Source organism: Niabella aquatica, from assembly GCF_054779315.1.
The window spans coordinates 108,558-129,597 of sequence record NZ_BAAGYM010000038.1 but is presented as its reverse complement, the minus strand read 5'-3'; the positions used below and the strand labels follow the sequence as shown (position 1 = coordinate 129,597).

Genomic DNA, 21,040 nt, shown 5'->3' with positions numbered 1-21,040 from the left:
GTGAATGGACTTGCAGAGTAAATGGAGGCGACCCTAGTCGAGTTTATGTTCAGATTATATATTCTGATTGTAGCTACATTTGTTACTATGGCGGGAATGCAGATTGCTGGTACACTTCCCCCATGTAATAATTTACATGAAGAATATACCTTACCTAAATCAACTTCACATCTTTTATTGAGCTACACATTACTTGGGTAATAATACGTAAGAAATGCTGTACTAACACGGTTTGTAAGGTTTCCATTGCAAAAAGTCTTTGATGTAAGATTTAATCTTATGTCAAAGACTTAAATATAGAATCAAATTAGAAAGTGTAGAAGATTATTCCTATAAACACGATTTAATTTGTAAAAATGATAAAAAATAAACAATGTTCTGGAAAGCACTGGAAAAAAGAATAATGATATTTAAAATACTTCTGTAAACCTATTGCTTTCATTTAAGTAGATTAACGCATGCAAATTCATTTTACTTTATCTAATGCTTTTATCAAGCATAGCAAAACTAACAAACTTCCATATTTTCTTATACTAATATTATACCTCCCGTTATGGTCTTGTTCAAATGAAGAAAACACGAACGATGATACTGTTGATCTTACTAAAATAATTATTCCGCCTAAGGTAAATGCCACTTATGAAACCCTTTTTGACTCTACTTTTTTCATTCCTCTTGAAACCAACAGTGAATGTATCATTAAGAAAATAGATTATATTGATTCTATGAGTAATTCAATATACATACTAGATATAGGAGGGCGACAAATATTAAAGTTTGGTTTTGATGGAAGGTTTCTAGGAAAGTATTCTAAAATAGGCGCTTCTGAATCGGAGTTTTATACACCAGTAGATTTTACAATCTTACACAATCAAAAGGAAATATGCCTATATGACCCAGGCAACGATAAACTTTTATATTTTGACGACTCTTTAAACTTTCTTCGAGAAAAGAAAGTACCGTTTCGGTTTAAAAAATTTACTATTAATAGCAATGGAGCGAGTTATTTATTTGATAAAGAATATAGCATTGAAGAAGATAAAAGAATGAAATATCAAATATTAAAAACTGATAGCGCCTTTAATATAAAATCAAGACAAATTCCATATAAAACAGAGTTAGGATTCTTTTTAGCCGGAGCCGATGGGAATGGCACTATAACAAAAGATTATCACAAGAACTTATATCTTCCTTTTTATTCACCAATAATTTTTCAGATAGACACAGTTGAAAAATGTACTGCTAAGTATATGATAAACTTTGAGAAAGGCAAATTACTTAGCGAAAAAACTGCTGAAAAATTAACAGCTATGAATTATACAAAAGTGCTTCAAGATACAAATACTATTACAGGGGTGGCGATAACGAATAATCAAAATAACCTTGTTGGTTTTTATAGAATAGCGAATTCCTATTTTCATTTTACGTATAACTTCAACACTCAAAAAGTTAAGTTACTACAAGCAAAGACTAACCCAGCGTGTGGATGTGGCCCTATTTATACGTTTAAAAGATTTTTTGAATCTTATTTAGCCGGATATGTAACATCTGCAAATTTTGAAGGCTTTGTAACGGAATTAAACTTTACAAAAAAGGACTCCGCCTCAAATAAATTAAATGAACTTAAAGTTTCTTCATCAAACAATCCTGTTCTTGTATTTAGTAAGTTGCGAGAACAAAATATTGTAGCAGTGACAGAGTAATTGAGGCATTCTAATTACTGGCAATGTATAAATTTTAAAAATCATCACATTAATGAAACATATTCATCTTGTACTCCTTTTTTTAGGACTAAACCAGAATACTTTCTCACAGGAACTTCCTAAAATCAGGATAAACCCTTATAATGCCTACGGGGGAAAAGTATCAGAGTATTTTAGCAAGGTTGACTATATACCGTTAGAAACAAATCCGGAAAGCAGGTTTGGTGATGCACATGAATTGATAATAACAGATAGCACAATAGTTGTTAGCGACTGGGACACAAAATCTGTGCTATTTTTTGCTTTAGACGGCAAATATATAAGAAAAGTAAAAGGCGCTAGCGGCAAAGCCTTTCACATCATGTATGACCCCGTATCAAACCAAATTCTTTTTACCCCTTTCACAATGTTTGCTAATACAAGAGAAAAAGTATCCTATTATACTATTAACGGGCTACCCTCGCGGGAACCTGCTTTTCAATTGCAGGTACTTGCAGATGACCCTTTTGGAGTGCGAAAAGCCATCCCGATTGGAAATAACTTTTTTGCCGTAACAAATACCTGTATGTATCCTATTGGCTCGCAACCTCCAGATAAAGAATACTCGCTGATAGAAATATATCAAGGCAATACACTATATCGATCGTTTCTAAACTATAACCCTTCAAAAGTGCCCGGAGTTTGTGCTTTATGTGGTGGCGGTATTGGCGCTGTCCAAAATGTGGGTGTAAAAAATAATAATTTTTATATTTCCGCGCCCGGTACCCATATTGTTTACAATATATCCAAAGATGCAGCTATACCTAAGTTTCAAATTGTATTTCCTGCAAACCTGTCAATTCCTGATAGTATCATTAATGCTACTGATGCAAAAACGATTGAGGGTTTGCGTATGAACTTTGGCGCCTTTTCAACTGAAACCATTATAGGTATAAACGACCTCCTTTTTTTTAATAACTACCTGTTTTTCCGGGTACAAAGGAGAGCTATCACTACCAGGAGCAGTTCAGGCCAGTCATCGTTATACAATTTTATATATGATACACTTACAGGGAAGACAGCCTCCTTGGAACGTATAATTCCCGATGAGATGAGCTGTTTCCTGCCTTTTTCTGATCCGCGAAAAATGGCTGCCACGGGATATAAGTATAGCAATGATGGGTATGTTTATAACGTGTTGTCATCATTGTTAATGTTTTCATCGCACGAAGACACAAAATCTAAAAACCCGCAGTATCCTCCTGTTCTCCAGCAATATTTTAAAACCCAGAACCGTAAAAGCAACCCGGTTATTGTGAGGATGAAGCTGAAGGAGTGAGGGCTAAATAATAACTAGGAATTAATAATTAATAATAATGGATTGGTGCAGGTATTTATTTTGTTTGGCAGCAGTTTTTGCAGCAACTGTATTGCAGGCGCAGGAAGTGTCAAAAATCCGCATTGACCCGGCACAGGCATATGGAGGAGTTGTATCCGATTATTTTACCAATATCGAGTATATACCTTTGGAAACAACCAAAGAGAGTTTATTTGGCACTTCAGACCAACTTATTGTTACAGACAGCGGCTACGTAATTAATGACAATCACGACACACATTCTGTTTTGTTTTTTAATTCAAAAGGAAAGTTTATTAAAAGAATTAAGGAGAAGAATCAGAACACCAGTATTACTATCAGAGATCTTACTACCGAGGGCCTTATTGGTATATCAACACTAAATTGGGATAATAATACATGGAGCAATAAAAGATTCTATAAAAACGGGGTCTTTATAGATGAACAATTATCAAAGAACAGATTATCAGAAAAAATCTCTTTAGGAAAGAACTATTTTGCTGCTTTTAATAGTTGTTATCTGGCAAGACACGAAAAAAATATTCATGCTGTAAAACCGCTTATAGAAGTTTTTAAAGGTGCGCAACTTTTCAGAAAATATTTTATCATTGATTCCATTGCTGATTTAGGCTTTTGTAAAATTTCAGGAAAAATAACTCCAGGAATTGTTGCAGATTTTGGAAATATGTATTTTGCGAAACCATTAACTCACGAAATATATCAGTTAAATAAGGATACTCTTATACAACTTTTTCAACTTGTTTTCCCGATAAACCGGTCTGTTCTTAGTCCGGGTAAACCATTTCCAACTGAATTGTTTAAGATTGACAGCCTCGAAAGAAAGGTCAGAAACGATCCTAAAATGATTTTTGAGGTGAATAATGTGTTTTTTAACAGGACGAATATGTTTTTCAGAGTGAGGTCGCTGATATATAATATTACTCCCGGATCGGCGTCTGAACAGCAATACAATTTTATCCTGGACACTGCGTCCAATTGGTTGGTTTCAATGGAACATATCACACCTGATGAAAAGTCCGGTTTTTTACCATTAACAGGAAATAATACTACGTTAAACGGGGTGAAAGTGCACAAGGAGGCACTCTACACTGTAGTTTCATCGCTAGAGATGTTCACTGCCCGTGAAGCTACCAAATCCCGCAATCCCCAATACCCGCCCACATTACAGGAATACTTCAGCACACAGAACCGCAAAAGCAACCCGGTTATTGTAAGGATGAAGCTGAAGGAATAAGGGTCAATTAATAATTAGTAATTTGGCTAATACAGGGCAGTCCATCAAAGTAACAGCATAATGGAAAAAGCCAATTGAAGTCACTTGAGGCACCTATTATTCATTACAGCTCAATATTTACAGAATGTGAAACTAAAGCCCCCTTCTTCTTTATAGTAATATGTCTGGCATTTCCGGCAAAACCCAATGGGGGCGCCCATATCTTTTAATACAACCAGGTCGTTATGTACCTGTCTCTCGGAAACTCTTAGTTTTTTTGATAATTCTGCTACGTGTCCCGTCTTTTTGCCGGTTATAAGCCGGTGCAGCAGGGCAAGGCGAAGGATTTGCTCTTTGATAGACATTAGTTTCAATTGATTAGACTGTTAGTAAAATAGTATTTTCATAAGTAAAAACAATTGGTTTTTACTATGGTAGTTAAATAATAGTCAATTCACCTGTCCTTTACCCCTACTCTTACCCTGATAAAGAATAAATTAAACGCCAGAAATGGGGGTCAACGCCCTTTAGATGTACTATATTATTATATAGATCGTTCCTATGATGCGTATTATTACACTTTTTTTTCTATTTATAGTGCCTGGTGTGGCAGCGGCGCAGAAAGTGCCGAAGATCCGCATTGATCCGGCACAGGCTTACGGAGGCAGCGCGTCAGAATATTTTGAATCAATAGAATATATTCCTTTGGAAACAACTAAAGAAAGCACTTTTGGTGAGGCCCGCAACATTCTTATTACAGACAGCAGTATCGTAGTTTATGATTACGATACAAGGTCTACTTTATTTTTTACACCTGACGGAAAATTCATCAGGAAAGTAAAGGAAAAGGAAAGTAGCTATTCCCGTATATATTTCGATCAATACAACCGGCAAATTGTGATTATTACGGAAGATGATTTTACAGGGATGCAGTATGCCAGCTACTATTCGAAAACCGGGATCGCCCAAAGTAAAGCGAAAATACAGACAGGCGGGACAACAGCGGTAAAATCAAGGACAATACCTATAGGTTCCGGATACTTTGCAACCGGTACCAGCTTTTTATTGTGGCCCGATAAAGATCCGGTAGACAGCAGCTTTGGCTTGGTTAAGATATACAAAAGTGAAAAATTATACAAATCGCTGCTCCCATATAATCAGCAAAAGCATTTAGCTGCTTCCATTTTAGTAGGCTCCGTTGAAATGGACGGATTTGTGGTAAACGGTACTTTTTATATTGGAACTCCTTTGGAACATGAAATTTATAAGCTTACAAAGGATACGGCTGTTAAAGTATGTAAGCTTGTGTTTCCTTCTGATTATAGCTTTCCTAAAGAAACTATAGAATCCGGAGATAGAAAAATGCTGGAAGATATAAACAGAACAATTTCAAATGATATGCAAAAAGTACTTTTTATAAATACTATACTTTTTCACAATAAACTTTTATTCTTTAAAGTAAACACAAAAGCTATCAGTTTTTCATCCGGGTCAGAAGCAAAATCCCAACGAAATTTTATTTATAATACAGAAAATGGTAAACTTGTGTCTATGGAGCGTATTAACCCGGATAGTCTTACTTATTTTTTGCCCATTACGGGATACAACACCAGCATCTCCGGGTTCATGTATTCCAATGGTAATTTTTATACGCAGATTGCTTCATTGAAAATGTTTGCAGAAATGGAAAAGAACAAATTCCGAAATCCTCAATACCCTCCGGCATTACAACAATATTTCAACACCCAGAACCGCAAAAGCAACCCGGTTATTGTGAGGATGAAGTTGAGAGATTATTAGGCATTGGCGTGGCGTAGGGTGTGTTCCAAATTGTCGCGATCGTCATGCCGGCTATAAGGATTTGCGATGCCAAATCAATGAGGTAATGACAAAAAAGAACCGTCACTTTGAGCGGAGCCGAAAAGTCTCCTGAATTTGAGGAGATTCCGCTCCAGCTTCGCAGGTATCGGAATGACGTTAAAAGTTGGCATTAACTTTTCAATGGATTAATATCTGTCATTGGCACTGTAAGGAGGCACCTGCCTGTCGGCTGGCGGGTCTTCTGAATCAGGGTAGAACCTTCACTTCGCTTAGGATGACGTTTAATAAGGTACTTGTTTTGTTCGATAATAATGCACCCATGGCATATCACTTTCCAAACTTCCGTAGATAATAGCTTAGTGTAAGCATAAAATATTGCTGTAATACATTGCTTGTTGTGAAAGTTTGGGTATTACCTGTGGAAGTATTAATAATACCTTTGTTCTGGCGCAGTAAATCCAATGCAGAAAATTTAGCTTCCCCCTGGTTGCCTTTTAAAAATCGGTACGTGAGGCTGGCATTCCAGATGGTGAAATGCAACGGGTCCGTACCGTTACTGGTGCTTTTGTTATAGGTAATATTAGTGCTCCATACCAGGTTTTTGGGTAATTGCAGGGTTCCGATAAAGCGGGTGTATTGATTGTTACTTTTAAACCGGCTGTCGTTAAATCCCTGCTGCCGGCTGTTATAAAAGCCAACGCCCTGCTCCGCTTTCAGTGTCACCAGGTCCTGGTGCCGGAAACTTACATCCAGGTTCACCTGCTGGTTCCTGCTGTTGGAAATATTCAGGATGCCATCGATATACTGGGGATAACGGTCTTCACTAAAACGATACCCCGTGTTCAGCTCGAGGGTGCTTTTGCCCAGTTCCTGCGACTTTCTAAACCCGATATCCCCGTTTACATATCGCCGGCCATCATGGTTTACCAGGTAAACCGTACGCACGCCATCGTTATTGTAAACTGCGCTGTCTGTTATCGCAGCATCGGTTTGCCCCAGCCTGGTTTTGAGCCAGAAGCTATAAGGGTTGCGCGATTTACGGCTGGTGAAGCGATAACCGAACGCAAGCAATCTCTGATATTCCGGTTGTATGTTCCGGTTGCCTTTAGGTATGTACCAGAGATTAGAGCTGTCCACCAGCGGCGCCACCTGGTTTTCATTAGGATAATTTACCTGTGTTGAAAATTCAAGCTTGTAGTTAACCTCGTAGCTGCCATACTGGTGATTATTGTACTCTATGCTCCCATTGGGTATGAACCGATGGTATTGATACGAAAAATCCTGAACATCCCTGGAAGCATCGTGCTGCATACCATACCATTGTTTTTTTAGTTCCGCATTCATATTTACCCATTTATTGTAGCGGTTGGTAAGTCCCTTATAAAAACTTTTCGACAATACGAATGCGGGCGTAAAATTGCTGGTACGCGCGTTCGTGCTATTGGTTAAATAGCCATTTAAAACATACCTGTTTAAAACGGTGTCCAGGTCCTGTACGCTGGTATTGGTGGCATTGGTTCTAAGGATATAGGTGGCCGTTATACCCATCTGTATGCCGCCAAAACTGTGCCTGTCAAATATCAGTTTGGTGAGGTTGGGATAGCCGGCATTCAACTGGTGGCTACTGCCGGAGCCATTGCGCTGCGCGTACAACCGGTCAAAGATCCTGTTGTCGGCGGTATTGGTCGCTGATTCAAATTGGGTGCGGGTGTGGCCGCTGCCTTCCTTGCCATTTGCGGAAAACTGGTAGCCCATGGTAAATTCACGCGGAATACGCGCTTTGTTTCCCCACTGCTGGCGGTTAGTATACGAAAAACCACCGGTAATATTCCGCGACCGGCTTTCATTATTTTCCCTGGAGCTGCTTTTGCCAATAATGCCCATACCTGTTTTTTCCTGCTCCGATGTGCTTTCGTTATCGCTGCTGCCGGACTGAACATTAAATGCCGCATTGGTTACCAGGTTCATTCTTTCCGTGCTGCGCGTGTAATTGCTGCTAAACCGCTGGTCATCAGAATAGTCGCGGTTCTGGGTAAGCGCACGCCGGGAAAGAATAGTATCCGCGCTTAAAAAGGTATTGGCAAGAGTATTGTCGTTTATATATGAATTATTATGATTGAAGAAATAATCGGCAGCAAGGCGGCTGCTTTTCTGGTATTGCACATCAGGTATAAAATCGTATTGCAACTTTGCCCCCGCAGCAAGCTGCCTGTTCAGTCCACGCATATTAAAATCGCTCTGGTACTCCAGGTTCGTACCTTCTCCTTTAAATGTGGTATTGCTCATCAGCACATCGGTGCTGCCGGCCATTTTGTTAATATTATTAAAAGCGCCAACCGTGCTGAGCTGTAACTTTTTATTAAACCCGCTGATCATGCCGTCAACCGCATACCTATCGTCTGTGCCATAAGCGCCGCTCAGTTTGCCAAAGTACCCCATCTTTTTATCCGCTTTCAGCTTGATGTTGGCAAACATAGTGGAATCCAGGGGGTTTTTTTCATCACGCTGCTGGTACACCTGTATTTTATCCAGGGCGTCTTTAGGCAGGTTTTGGGTAGCAATAGCCACATTGCTGCTTCCCATAAAAGGCTTGCCCTCTACCAATACCTGGTTAATTTTTTTGCCATTAAACGTAATCTCTCCATCTCCCCATATTGTAAAGCCGGGTAACCTTCTCATCAGGTCTTCGGCTGTGGCATTGCTGTCGAGCCTGAAAGCATCGGCATTAAACTCCAGGGTATCGCCGTTCATGCGCATGGGAGGTATGGCTTTTACCACTACTTCTTCCATTACGTTACCCTTCTCATCTGTATTTTGATGCATATATAGCAAGCCAAAATCCATCTCTTTTTTTTCTTTACTAAGAGAAAATTTCTGTAAAAAGGCAGAATAACCCACATGGGTAATGATCAGGCGTAGTTGTACATCAAGAGGTAAAGAATGGATGGCGAATTCGCCAAAATTATCAGGCAGGCTGAACTGGAGCAAAGAAGAGTCTTCATCTTTATACACTGCAACCGTGGCGCTTGTTAGCATAAAGTTATAGGTGCTGTCTTTAGCCCGGCCTTTTATACTTCCGGTATTTAAGGAGTCCGTTTTTTGTGAAAAACAGTTATAAGAGAAGCACAATAAACAAGCGATAAAGAAGCTACCTACATTGCAGACGCTCTTTTTTTTGAAAAGAGTTTCCGAAAGGCGATAAGTGGCTTTAGTTTTATTCAATTGCCTCATTCTTATTTTTGGAGAGGACGTTCAATCTTTACAAAACCTGAAGTTAAAACTGCCCTCTTCTTTATAATAATAAGTTTGACCTTTACGGCAGAAATCAATAGGAGCTCCATTTCTTTTAGCAAACTTAAGTAATTGTGCACCTGTCTTTCTGATACTTTTATTTTCTTTGCTAACTCCAGCGGGCCTCCTGTTTTTTCCCTGGAAATAAGCTGATGCATCAGGGCAAGGCGGTTGATCTGGCTTTTAACAGACATTGTTTTTCAGTTACAGAAGCTCGTTTATATAATGTCACCTGTAAAGGATTTTACCGCTATCCTTAGAGCACAGGGTAATATGCTTAAAAATACCTTATCCTGAAATAATCGAAAACAGCCGGGTCATCTCCCTGCTGTAATAAGCCTGGCCTCGGGCTCCTGTCCCAGGGTATGGAGAACCCTTCCCTTATATCAGTATCTGCTACAACTATTTCATTCCATTTATCCTGGCCTTCACCAAGAAAAAATCTAAAATCCCGTCCATTCCTGACAACCATCTTCAGTTGCGTTAAAACAGTTCTGTTTACTCTAACTGTTTTTAGCACTCTCCTTTGGTTATCCTTTACATACCATACTTCTGCCTGGTCGCCTTTTACGCCTATACCAATGGCCTGGTTTGCATCTCCATAAACAGTCAATCCCTTTAGAGACTCATTATGATCAGCCACGGCAGTTGATATTTCATAATCTGCATAAAATGGCTTTATGGTTAGCGCTGTACCCGTATTATTCCCTTCCTTCACCTGGCCTGACAGATAAAGATGCCCGTTTTTAATATTTACCTGCGGCTGCGTATGCCTGAAATCCCACTGCCACACGGCATTTAATGCTGTGCCCTGAAACGCATCCGCAAATCCTGCCGCAGCCTTTCCGGATACCGGATGAAAAGAAGGCCAACCGGTTTGTTTGTTCCAGCTCAGTTTAGCCAACATCCCCTGTCTGCCGGTGTACACATCGGTTATATTATGATAAGCATGAAACAGGTAATAGTCTTCTCCCTTTTTATTGGTTACTATAGTGCCGTGCCCGGTACACTTCCAACTGTCAAAAGCGTTGACCACAGGGTTTCCCTCATACTTCGTATATGGGCCTTTTAATGATCGGGACCTTGCCACATTTACATGATAACTGCATTGTATTCCACAACAGCCCCCGGCCGAATAAAACAAATAATAATAATAATCGTTTCTCCTGACAATACATTGTCCCTCCAAACCTATTTTTTCATCATCCCGCAATAACATAAAGGGTTCCCCAACGGTTTTCAATCCATCGTCCGATAGCTGATAGCCTAATAATTCGATCGGCCTGTAATCTAACCCATACGCTTTAAAAGTAATATACCAAACCCCGTTCTCTTCTGCCACAAAAGCATCGATCGCTTCTTTCCCGAACTCAATTATTATCCCCTTATCTGTAAAACCCTTTTCAGGATTCTTTGAGGTAGCCACTCCGATACAGGAAATACCATCTGATTTTTTTCTCGCAGTATAATAAACGTAATAGGTGCCGTTCCTGTACAATAATTCAGGCGCCCAGAAAGAAGATGACGTCCATTCAGGGGTTTTATCGAATACATACCCGGATGGCTTCCAGTTAATCAGATCAGTTGATTTAAAAAGCGGGTAATGTGGCGCCCATTCGGAAGAAGTGCCGGTTGCATAATAATTGTTCCCAACCCGTATCACGGAGGGATCAGCAAAATCACCATGAATAACCGGCTGATAGTTAGCCTTACTGTTTTTAACTGTTTGGCACAAAGCGGTACCGGTAGAAATACTACTAAATATCAAAAATAAAAATACACTACGCATAGTTGCTAAGATAGCTTGAACTTGTTTAAACTTTTCGAAAATGAGCGTAAAATGAATGTCAGGCTGAACTTGCCGAAGCCAATTCTCGAAAAATGTATCCTTCGTCTTCCGATAGCCATCGGAACAGGACGACATTTTTCTTTTAGAAAAAACTCAAATAATAAAAGTTGAAACAAGTTCGTTAAGAAATAACGATAGCTTTCCCAAAGAGTACATAAATACTTTTCGCAGTTTAGCTATTGGTCAAAAGACATAACAACGGCAGCACTGCCATTATTGGTATTTTCACCAACAATACCGTGAATACAAATCCTATGGAATCCAAACCGTGTTCTCCAGCGTATATTTTCTTATATCGCTCCTTCCCTCCCTGCTCAACCTTAACTTTCCTCCATGCAAAGCAATTGTAACCATATTGAACATTCCTTTTTCGTAATTAAAGCTCAGCCCATCATCCTCGAAAAGCTGTACCGGCTGATTCCGGGGCGTACCATATACCCGGCAGGAGAGATCAAACTTTGTATTTTCATCAATATACTGCACTGGCTCACATAAGGGCAAAATACACCCTTCTTTTACAAAAAGCGGGATATCACTTAAACCGAAAGATACGGTATAATTTTTTCCTCCTTCGTATTTTTTATTGGTATTGAAATTATACCAGTTTCCTTCGGGCAGATACACTTTCCTCGTATCCGCATCGCCAATAATGGGAGTGGCAAGCAGATCACTACCGATCATATATGCATCTGCTACTTCAAAAACGTTTTTATCTTCCGGGTAGTCCATCACCAATGCACGAAACACGGGCATGCCTGTAAAATAGTAATTATAGAAAGCACTATATAAATAAGGGATCAGGCTCATCCGGAAGTTGAGCAGTGTTCTGATAACAGCCTCATTTTCTTCTGCATCGGGTAATAACCGGTTATCGTTGTTCTTTCCCTTATCTACCTGGAGCCAGGGTGGGTTTTGAAGGTACCAGCTATTGTATAAGGTCTGGGCAGATAAAATGGCAGTTTGGCTGCGCCGGGCCAGTTCTTTAAAAGACGCAGATTCCCTGACTTCGGGCGACCAAAGCAATCCTGAGAACCCGGAATTGCTGATCATTTCCACATACTCTTTATGATTGTACGTGTCGCTGTAAAGTACCGACGGGAATGGTGTGGCCATTGCATTGGAAGAACGCACATCCAGGTAAGTACGCTGATTTTTTTGTTTGAATATATCAAAAATGGTTTTCTGATATAAAAGTCCAAACAGTTGGTGCATTTGCTCTCCGTCAATACCGGAAGGAAATTGAGACAGCTCAGGAAAGCTCCAGCGCGCGCTGCCAAACCTGAGATCAGAATTATCGCATTCATCCATCTTGAAGCCGCTGATACCTATATCAACGAGGTTCTTTTTATGATAGTCTGCAAAGATCGCTCTTGCCTTTGCGTCAGCAAAGTCCGGCACCAGGCCATAAAAGCCCAGGTAATCGCCCGAATACTGCAAGAGCGGTTCATACAAAGGACTTTCCGATCTTACAAATGCGTGCTCCCAAAGATTGACTTTATATCCCTGGTTTCGCAAGCCTTCGATCATTTGCTGTGGTTGCGGGAAGGCGGTATTGTTCCACACAAACGTACAGGGATAAGCAGCGGTTTGCCAGCCTGGCTCCAGCCCTATTACATCCACCGGAATTTTATGCTGCCTGAAATACCGGGCAGCTTTATATACCTCCTGCTCATTAAAATCGGCTTTCACCCGGTACTTCACGCCCAGCCCCCATAGCGGCGGCAAAGCGCCGCCACCGGAAAAAAGATTATAGCGTTGCACAGCAGTACGCATTCCCGGGCCGGCAAATACATATATCTCTATTCCTTTCGCGCCGGGCACATCCACCAGTACATTACCGGCATACCGGTCATTTGCTTTATAAAGATCAGCTGCCGAAAGTTTAATGGAAGTTCCTTCTTTCGTATTGCCGCCATTGCTTTTTTTAGGCTGGTTTCCCCCGCAATAAAAAGTAGTGTATTTGGCCGTGTTCACCAGTACTGCATATCCTTTATTGGATACATAATAAGGAAGCGGGGCATGTGTATAGCCCAGGTTATTTAAAGGGTAATCATTAACAACAGGCACTTTGCGCAACCCGTTTTGATTAAAAGATCCTATTTGTAATCCAAAGCCATACAGTTGTTCATCCTCTCCAAGCGGGACGGAAACTTTTACGCCACGTTCATTTATCACAATATCAACATCAGACAGATCAAACGGGATCGTTTGTGCTGGCAATCTTTGCAGTGCTGCCGTCAGCGGCTTTCTTTCCATTACACTTACCGGCGTAAAAGCGGCAGGTTTCCCTAAGGTGAGTTTAAAAACACCTGGCGCCACTTCTTCAATTGTTTGGGCACTGCAGACAAATGCAATGCAATAAAAGGAAATAAGAAGTGTAATAATTCTTTTCATGTGCTTTTTTTAATCATTTCGACTAATCAATTTGTGTCATACAATCAATGGGGCAATGAGATGTGCCTTTACCATCATCCCTGCCTGCTTCGCAGGTATCGGAATGGTGACTACTATCATTATCTTCAAAAAAAGACACAACATATCATTGGCACCAATCGCGTTTCGGCCTACCGGCTAACCATTGGCTTACGGCTTTTGGGTGAGCCTCATCACAACTGCCAGGTTGTTCTAAAATATTATAATGTCCGAAATCTCTATTAATCGTGTAACGAAACCGAATAAGGTACTGCGTCTTCACGGGTACCCCGCTCTTTGTTAGGAGTGGCGCTCATTTCAAATTCCAGTACTCCCCCGTTAATGATGTCGGAATACGTGATCCAGTTGCGGTGGTGCACTTTATTATTCAGCCTTGCTGATTGAATATAAACATTCTTTTCGCTATTGTTATTGGCCTTCACCACAAATTGTTTCCCGTTTTCGAGCGTAATGGTAATTTTATTGAACATGGGACTTCCTATTACATATTGATCCGTTCCCGGACAAACCGAATACAGGCCAATGGCGCTTAATACATACCAGGAAGACGTTTCGCCCTGGTCTTCATCGCCCGGGAAGCCATTAGGTGTTGCATTATAGATCCGCTTCATGATCTCGCGTAATATTTTTTGCGATTTCCAGGGTTGCCCCGAATAATTATACAAATAGCCCACATGCTGCACCGGCTCATTACCGTGGGCATACTGCCCAAAGCCCTGTAAAACCATTTCCCTCATTTCGTGAATTTCCTGCCCGTAAGAGCCGTATTTTACCGTAGGAGGCGCCGTAAAAAGGCTGTCGAGCTTTTTATTGAACCGGTCCTTTCCACCCATCAGCTGAATCAGTCCATTAATATCATGAAAGACAGACCAGCTCCATTGCCAGGGGTTTCCTTCAGTAAAAGGATCGCCCCATTCTACAGGATCAAAATCTTTCGGCACCCAGTTACCGTTTTTATCACGCCCGCGTACAAAACCAACCGTGGTATCAAATACATTTTTATAGTTGAATATCTGCCGGGCAAAAACATTTTCGTAAAATTTATTGCCCGTAGCCCTGGCCAGGTAGTATGCGCACCAGTCGTCATACGCATATTCCAAAGATTTTGCCCCGCTTTCCGACACTTCTTTATAAGGTATATACCCCAGGCTAAACCAATACTGGTGACCTTCCCTGCCATTAGAGCCACCCCAGGGGCCTTTATTGGTAGCCTCATGATAATAGGCTTCGAGCGTTTTTTGCGGGTCAAAATTCCTGATACCTTTTGCCCAGGCGTCAGCTAATAAAGAAATAGCATGGTTGCCGATCATAACTCCCGACATGCCCGGGTTAGACCATGTAGGAAAAAAACCATACTGCTGCTGTGCATCTAATAAAGACTGCATATACCTTCCCTGCATAGCAGGATGCAGAATATTACTCAACGGGAACTGCGCACGAAATGTATCCCAGAAACCATTATCAGTGTACATGTACCCGTCATGAACCTTATCATCATAAGGACTAAAATAATATGGCGTCCCATTTTCTTTAAGATCATAAAATTTATGGCTGAACAGGCTGGCACGAAACAGGCAGGAATAAAAGGTAGCCTTATCATCCTCCGACCCACCTTCTACTTTCACCCGGCCCAGCAGCTGGTTCCAAACCTTATCGGCGGCCAGTTTGGTAACCTCAAATTGATTATGTTTACCCAGCTCCTGCTTCAGGTTCAGCACTGCTTGTTCAGGGCTGATATAGGATGATGAAACTTTAGCCTGTACCTTTACTCCCGGCTTAAATTGCACATAGGCGCCCTGCTTTTCTCCTGCACCGGATGCCGACATTTCTTTGATGGAGCGGCCTTCCTCACTCCAGGTGCCGTAACTTACAAATGGCTGGTCGAACTGGATGATAAAATGATTTTTAAAATTTTCAGGTATGAAAATACCATTGGTTACATAGCCTATCAATTTTCTTTCCTCCGGAATAATTTCTACATGGGAGAACTTTGTATATCCGTCGAAAACCAAATAAGCGTCTTTTCCTTTGGGAAAAGAAAACCTCATGTGTGCCGAACGCTCGGTTGGTGCTATTTCGGTGATCACATTATTATCAAACTTTACTTTATAATAAGAGGGTTTGGCCACCTCGTTATCATGGCTGAATGTAGTGGCCCGTTCTTCTTCGTTTACTGTTAGCTTACCGGCAACCGGCATTAAGGAAAAAACGCCATAGTCCCCCATCCACGGGCTGCATTGATGCACCTGCTGAAAACCACGTATAGTAGTAGCGTTATAAGTATATTTCCAGCCATCGCCGTTTTTTCCTGTTTGTGGCGACCAGGAGTGAACCGGGAAAGGAAGCGCGATAGTAGGATAAACATTCCCATACGACAAACCCCAGTTTGAGTTGGTACCCTGGAGGGTACTTACATAGTCTACCAATTGCTTTTGTGCAGATGCCTTAAATGAAATGCATATAGCGATCAACCCAGTTAATAATATTATTTTCTTCATTATTTTAATTAATTGAAAAATCTGAAACGGTCAAATTATTTTTTAAGAGGCGCAGTGCTTTGCTGATGTGCTTTTCCACGGTACTGATCGATATACCCATACAGCCTGAAATATCTTTATACGACAGGTCTTCGCTGCGGCTTAAAAGAAATGCCGTTCTGCACTTATCGGGAAGCATACTGATAGTAGACTCAATATTGGATGTAAGATCTTTCAATTCGCAATCGTAACTGGTATTGTAAGAAAAAAACCGGCGACGGGTATTGACCTGTTTATCGTAGGCTTTTCTTACACCCTGCGATCTGAATTCATTTAAAATTTTAAATTTCATCGACTTTATTAAATACGATTTCAATGAAACCTGGATCTCGACCTGAGACTTCCGGTTAAATAAACTGAGAAAGATCTCCTGTACAATATCCTCGGCCATTTGTCTGGAGGCGAGCATTCTTTCCGCCATTGAAGTTAGTAATTCCCGGTACCTCCTGTATAATTCATCAAAGGCCCGGTTCTCTCCATTCTGAAATAAACGAAAAAGTTCCTCATCCTGCAAAGTAGTATGGTATCCCGTAGCTTTTAACATGGCAATCGTTTTAAGTTGTTCAACAATCATTTCGCAAATCCTGTTGCAATATTGAAAAACTTATTAAAAAAAGGTGCAATCTTTGTTTCATATATCTCCTTATTTGTTCCAAATGCATTCGGTACGCCGCAACAGCGTACAAAACTTCCAATTAAATGAATTATTTTGTTATATCATAAGTTTGCAATTGTCACAGATGAAAGGAAAAATGCTGCTTATATTCATTTTGCTGTTTTGCAGGATCCCAGATGGGGTTTGCCAGTCTTTTTATTTCACCCATTACCAGGTGGATGATGGATTATCGAATAATGCAGTGCTGTGTATGATGCAGGACAAGCAGGGGTTCATGTGGTTTGGAACACGCGACGGGCTGAACCGGTTTGACGGCTTATCCTATAAGATTTTCAGGAATGATCCTGCCGATCCCAATACTATTGGCAGTAACGCCATTATGTGCCTGTCAGAAGCAGATAATAACAAAATATGGGTAGGCACAGAAAATGGGATTTATATTTTCGACGAGCTCACCGAAAAATTTACACAGTTTAAAAAAGCGGGGAATGGCGCTGTTCAGGCGCTAAAGGTAGATGGCGATATAGTGTATTATATTACGCTATATGTTCTTTATAGCTATAATACAAAAACAGGACGGTTTAAAACCTATTCTTTTCCTAAAGAGATAACAGCATTTTCAGTATTCATGGATAAAAGCCTTTGGATTACATCTTCCTCGGGTATAGTAGCCAGGTACGACCCCTCTACCGATAGTTTTGAGAACAGCTTTAATGTTTTCTCAAAATCCAAAAATCCTGTATCAAGAAGAATACAGTCCATTTGCGATGCGGGGCAGGGTAAAATACTTGTTGGCACTTCCAATGAAGGCTTAAAGATCCTCGACACGAAGAAAAGGGATTACCAGGACCTGATCACTTACAATGCCGACAAAACGGATATTAACGTAATGGAAATATTAAATACCGGCACTAACGAATACTGGATTGCAACACAGTCGGGTATTTATATTATGAATCTTACAACCAGCCGGTACGAACACATCAAAAAAGAAGATGAAGACCCCTACTCTCTTTCCAATAACATTGTGCAATCGCTGTATAAGGACAAGCAGGGCGGCATTTGGGCAAGCACTTATTTTGGAGGAGTGAACTATTTCTCTGCCAAACAAATGGTATTTAGAAAATACTTTCCCCAAAAAAACGAATCCTCTATTAGTGGCTATGCCGTAGGAGAAATCAAAAAGGATAAAAATGGAAAACTGTGGATCGCTACAGAAGATGCAGGTTTGAACCAGTTCAACCCTTCTACAGGAAAGTTCTTCAATTTTAATCCCGATGTTACTAAAGAAAGTATTACCTATTCAAACGTTCAATGCCTGTTAGTAACCGGGGACTCTATCTGGGCCGGCACCTTCCTACATGGATTAGACCTTTTAAATCTGAAAGGCGAACGAGTAAAAAATTACAATACGCTCAATTCCAATATAGGCAGTAACTTTTCTGATGCGCTTTTAAAAACCTCAACGGGAGATATTATTGTGGGAACAGATAAGGGCATTTATAAATTCTCGAAAAGCATGAACAATTTTGAGCGCATTTCCGAGTTGCCCCAAACATTTTTTCGTGCATTAAGCGAAGACGCAGATGGAAATATATGGGCGGGGACATACGGAAACGGGGTATATAAATACGATCCAAAGAAAAAGAAAGCTTATCATTACCTTTTTTCAGTGGGGGGAAATAAAAGCGTAGCCAGCAATATCATCAACTATATCTATTGCGATATCAACAATACCGTATGGCTGGCTACCGAGGGAGGTTTGTGTAAGCTCAACCCTGGGTCGGGAGCTTTAAGCATCTATACCATTCAGCATAATTTTCCTGCCAATGTTATTTATACCATTATAAAGGATAACAAAAGTAATCTCTGGCTCAGTACATCAAGGGGATTGGTGAGATTTAGTCCCACCACCAATGGAGTAAGAACTTTTTCCAAGTCGGAAGGCCTGCTTACAGACCAGTTTAATTACCGGTCGGCTTATAAAGATAAAAACGGCAATATCTATTTTGGAAGTATAAAAGGATTGATCAGTTTTCATCCCGATTCCATCCGGGAAGCATCATTACAATCTCCGGTCTATATCACAGGCTTCCAGGTATATAATAAAGAACTGCCTATCGGCGATGGTATATCCCCTCTTAAACAATCTATTTTATTCACCTCTAAAATCACTTTACCCTACAACCAGTCCTCCTTTAGTATCGATTTTGCAGCTTTAGACTACAGCTCTCCCCTGACTATGAAGTATGCTTATAAAATGGAAGGGCTTGATAAAAACTGGAACAATCTGCCCAGTAACAGAAAAGCCTATTTTACCGAACTTCCGCCCGGTAATTATACGTTTATTGTTAAAAGCAATAATGATCCCAAAACCCCTTCTCCTAATTTTGCCAAACTGAATATTGAAATACTGCCACCACTCTGGCTGACCTGGGAAGCCTACCTCGCCTATATTACAGGAGCCTTGCTATTGATTTACCTCATCATTATGTTCTTTGTAAACAGATCGAGGGAACGACATCAACGTAAACTGGAAAAAATGGCGTTCGAAAAAGAAAAAGAACACTATGAAGATAAAATAGATTTTTTCACCAATGTAGCACATGAAATAAAAACGCCTTTAACCCTGATCAAAGGCCCGATGGAAAATATTATGGACGAAATAGACAGTTCGCCTTCCATTATGAAAAACCTCGATCTGATGAGCCGCAATACAGACAGGCTCATGCACCTCGCCAACCAGATCCTTGACTTTAGAAAAATAGAACAAAACGGATTCCACCTGAGCTTTGAGCAAATTAATATCTCGGCACTCCTTCAAAATATATATCATCATTTCCAGCCTATTGCTGACAGTAATCATTTAGCATTCACGATAGATAATAATGAAGATATTGATGCCAAGGCAGATGAGGAGGCCCTTACTAAAATATTCAGCAACCTGATTGACAATGCTATAAAATATGCTTCAGGCAGCGTAAGTATCACTTTAAAATACAGCCATCATCATAACAGCTATAAATTAATTGTAACCAACGATGGCTTTATTATACCGCCAGAAGAAAGAGAAAAAATATTTGAAAGCTTTTACCGCGTAAAGGAATCCGCCGGGCAATCAGGAACGGGGATCGGGCTTACCTTAAGCCGTACCCTTGCAGAAATGCATAATGGCTCATTAATATTAGATCCTGAATCGAAGGACGTAAATATATTTATTCTCGAATTACCTGTTCATCCTAAAAATGAAAATTAGATTTGCTTATGAAATGAGCATAAAAATCCCCTGTCTGCCGGCAGGCATTTGACCATTAAAAAATAAAAAACAAACAGATGAAACCTGTTATACTATTAGTAGAAGACAATAGAGAGATACTGGATTTTATCGAGAGCAACCTCATCGATCAATATGATATTAAAAAAACAACCAATGGCAAAGATGCATTGGAAGTGCTTCGTAATGAAATAATAGACTTGATTGTCAGCGATGTAATGATGCCGGTAATGGATGGATTTGAGCTTTGCAGGATTATTAAATCGGATGTGGAATTAAGCCACCTGCCCTGTGTGCTGCTCACTGCAAAAAATACGCTCCAGGCAAGGCTCCAGGGGCTGGAGCTGGGCGCCGATGTATATATCGAGAAACCTTTTTCGCCCAAGCATCTCAAAATGCAGATATCCAGCCTGCTTGCCAACAGGAATAAAATTAAGAACTATTTTGCCAACTCACCGGTAGCTCACCTTAAAACCATCGCACATACCAAAGCAGATGAACGTTTCCTGGAGTCGGTAAATCATATTATTGAAGAACATTTACAGGAGCCGGAGCTGGATGTAGACCGGCTGGCCAGGTATATGAACATGAGCCGCACCACTTTTTACAGGAAAATAAATGCCATTTCTGATCTTACCCCTAACGACCTTATCAACCTGACGCGTTTGAAAAAAGCCGCGGCTTTGATGAGCGAAGGTTATAATATCAACGAGGTATCGGATCTGGCAGGTTATAACTCGCCCAAGATATTCAGCAAGAATTTTGAAAAACAATTTGGCATGATGCCTTCTGAATATATACAGGAACACCTGAAGGGGAAAAAGGGAAATTAGGAGATTATATATCTCAATTTCGTATTGAACAACCCTGCATATCTTATCTTAAATAAGGCGCCTGACATTTTTATCTTTAGACGAATAGTACGCGAAGAAATAATGCTCCCTCT

13 protein-coding genes are annotated in these 21,040 nt (G+C 40.4%); 6 read left to right on the top strand and 7 right to left on the bottom strand.

Annotated features, from left to right (window positions below):
- The first annotated feature begins 458 nt into the window (after positions 1–458).
- The 3 genes from ACYVBM_RS20345 to ACYVBM_RS20335 all read left to right on the top strand — a co-directional run bounded on the left by ACYVBM_RS20345 (position 459) and on the right by ACYVBM_RS20335 (position 4,294).
- Positions 459–1,703 (top strand): 6-bladed beta-propeller, encoded by a 1,245-nt coding sequence (locus tag ACYVBM_RS20345; protein ID WP_460687538.1) that lies wholly within the window; start codon positions 459–461, stop codon positions 1,701–1,703.
- 52 nt (positions 1,704–1,755) lie between these two features.
- Positions 1,756–3,021 carry a 6-bladed beta-propeller gene (locus ACYVBM_RS20340; RefSeq protein ID WP_460687537.1) on the top strand — a complete coding sequence of 422 codons (1,266 nt, stop codon included), beginning with the start codon at positions 1,756–1,758 and terminating at the stop codon, positions 3,019–3,021.
- Positions 3,022–3,085: 64 nt separating this feature from the next.
- Positions 3,086–4,294 carry a 6-bladed beta-propeller gene (locus ACYVBM_RS20335; protein WP_460687536.1) on the top strand — a complete coding sequence of 403 codons (1,209 nt, stop codon included), beginning with the start codon at positions 3,086–3,088 and terminating at the stop codon, positions 4,292–4,294.
- A gap of 110 nt (positions 4,295–4,404) precedes the next feature.
- Here the strand turns inward: ACYVBM_RS20335 and ACYVBM_RS20330 are convergent, their stop codons facing one another.
- The gene (locus ACYVBM_RS20330) at positions 4,405–4,638 is read right to left on the bottom strand and encodes an HTH domain-containing protein (RefSeq protein ID WP_460687535.1); all 234 of its coding nucleotides are present in this window, start codon (positions 4,636–4,638) and stop codon (positions 4,405–4,407) included.
- Positions 4,639–4,834: 196 nt separating this feature from the next.
- On the opposite strand from ACYVBM_RS20330, the gene ACYVBM_RS20325 reads away from it, so the two are divergent.
- Positions 4,835–6,073 carry a 6-bladed beta-propeller gene (locus ACYVBM_RS20325; protein ID WP_460687534.1) on the top strand — a complete coding sequence of 413 codons (1,239 nt, stop codon included), beginning with the start codon at positions 4,835–4,837 and terminating at the stop codon, positions 6,071–6,073.
- Positions 6,074–6,421: 348 nt separating this feature from the next.
- Here ACYVBM_RS20325 and ACYVBM_RS20320 read toward each other — a convergent pair whose 3' ends face one another.
- The 6 genes from ACYVBM_RS20320 to ACYVBM_RS20295 all read right to left on the bottom strand — a co-directional run bounded on the left by ACYVBM_RS20320 (position 6,422) and on the right by ACYVBM_RS20295 (position 16,778).
- Positions 6,422–9,316, bottom strand: coding sequence for an outer membrane beta-barrel protein (locus ACYVBM_RS20320; RefSeq protein WP_460687533.1), 2,895 nt, complete (start codon positions 9,314–9,316; stop codon positions 6,422–6,424).
- 11 nt (positions 9,317–9,327) lie between these two features.
- The gene (locus tag ACYVBM_RS20315; RefSeq protein WP_460687532.1) at positions 9,328–9,579 is read right to left on the bottom strand and encodes a hypothetical protein; all 252 of its coding nucleotides are present in this window, start codon (positions 9,577–9,579) and stop codon (positions 9,328–9,330) included.
- A gap of 83 nt (positions 9,580–9,662) precedes the next feature.
- Positions 9,663–11,174, bottom strand: a complete 1,512-nt coding sequence (locus ACYVBM_RS20310) for a glycoside hydrolase family 43 protein (protein WP_460687531.1) — start codon at positions 11,172–11,174, stop codon at positions 9,663–9,665.
- Positions 11,175–11,486: 312 nt separating this feature from the next.
- A complete protein-coding gene (locus tag ACYVBM_RS20305; RefSeq protein WP_460687530.1) occupies positions 11,487–13,628 on the bottom strand; it encodes a glycoside hydrolase family 31 protein in 2,142 nt (713 codons plus the stop codon).
- 260 nt (positions 13,629–13,888) lie between these two features.
- Complete coding sequence (locus ACYVBM_RS20300) at positions 13,889–16,165, bottom strand: GH92 family glycosyl hydrolase (protein WP_460687529.1); 2,277 nt, start codon at positions 16,163–16,165, stop codon at positions 13,889–13,891.
- 4 nt (positions 16,166–16,169) lie between these two features.
- Entirely contained in the window at positions 16,170–16,778 is a 609-nt protein-coding gene (locus ACYVBM_RS20295; RefSeq protein ID WP_460687528.1) for an RNA polymerase sigma factor, read from the bottom strand.
- Positions 16,779–16,944: 166 nt separating this feature from the next.
- Here ACYVBM_RS20295 and ACYVBM_RS20290 point away from each other — a divergent pair, with 166 nt between their 5' ends.
- Together ACYVBM_RS20290 and ACYVBM_RS20285 are read left to right on the top strand one after the other, a co-directional pair.
- On the top strand, positions 16,945–20,076 hold the full coding sequence (locus ACYVBM_RS20290; protein ID WP_460687527.1) for a ligand-binding sensor domain-containing protein: 3,132 nt from the start codon (positions 16,945–16,947) through the stop codon (positions 20,074–20,076).
- 77 nt (positions 20,077–20,153) lie between these two features.
- Complete coding sequence (locus ACYVBM_RS20285; RefSeq protein WP_460687526.1) at positions 20,154–20,927, top strand: response regulator transcription factor; 774 nt, start codon at positions 20,154–20,156, stop codon at positions 20,925–20,927.
- Positions 20,928–21,040 lie beyond the last annotated feature (113 nt).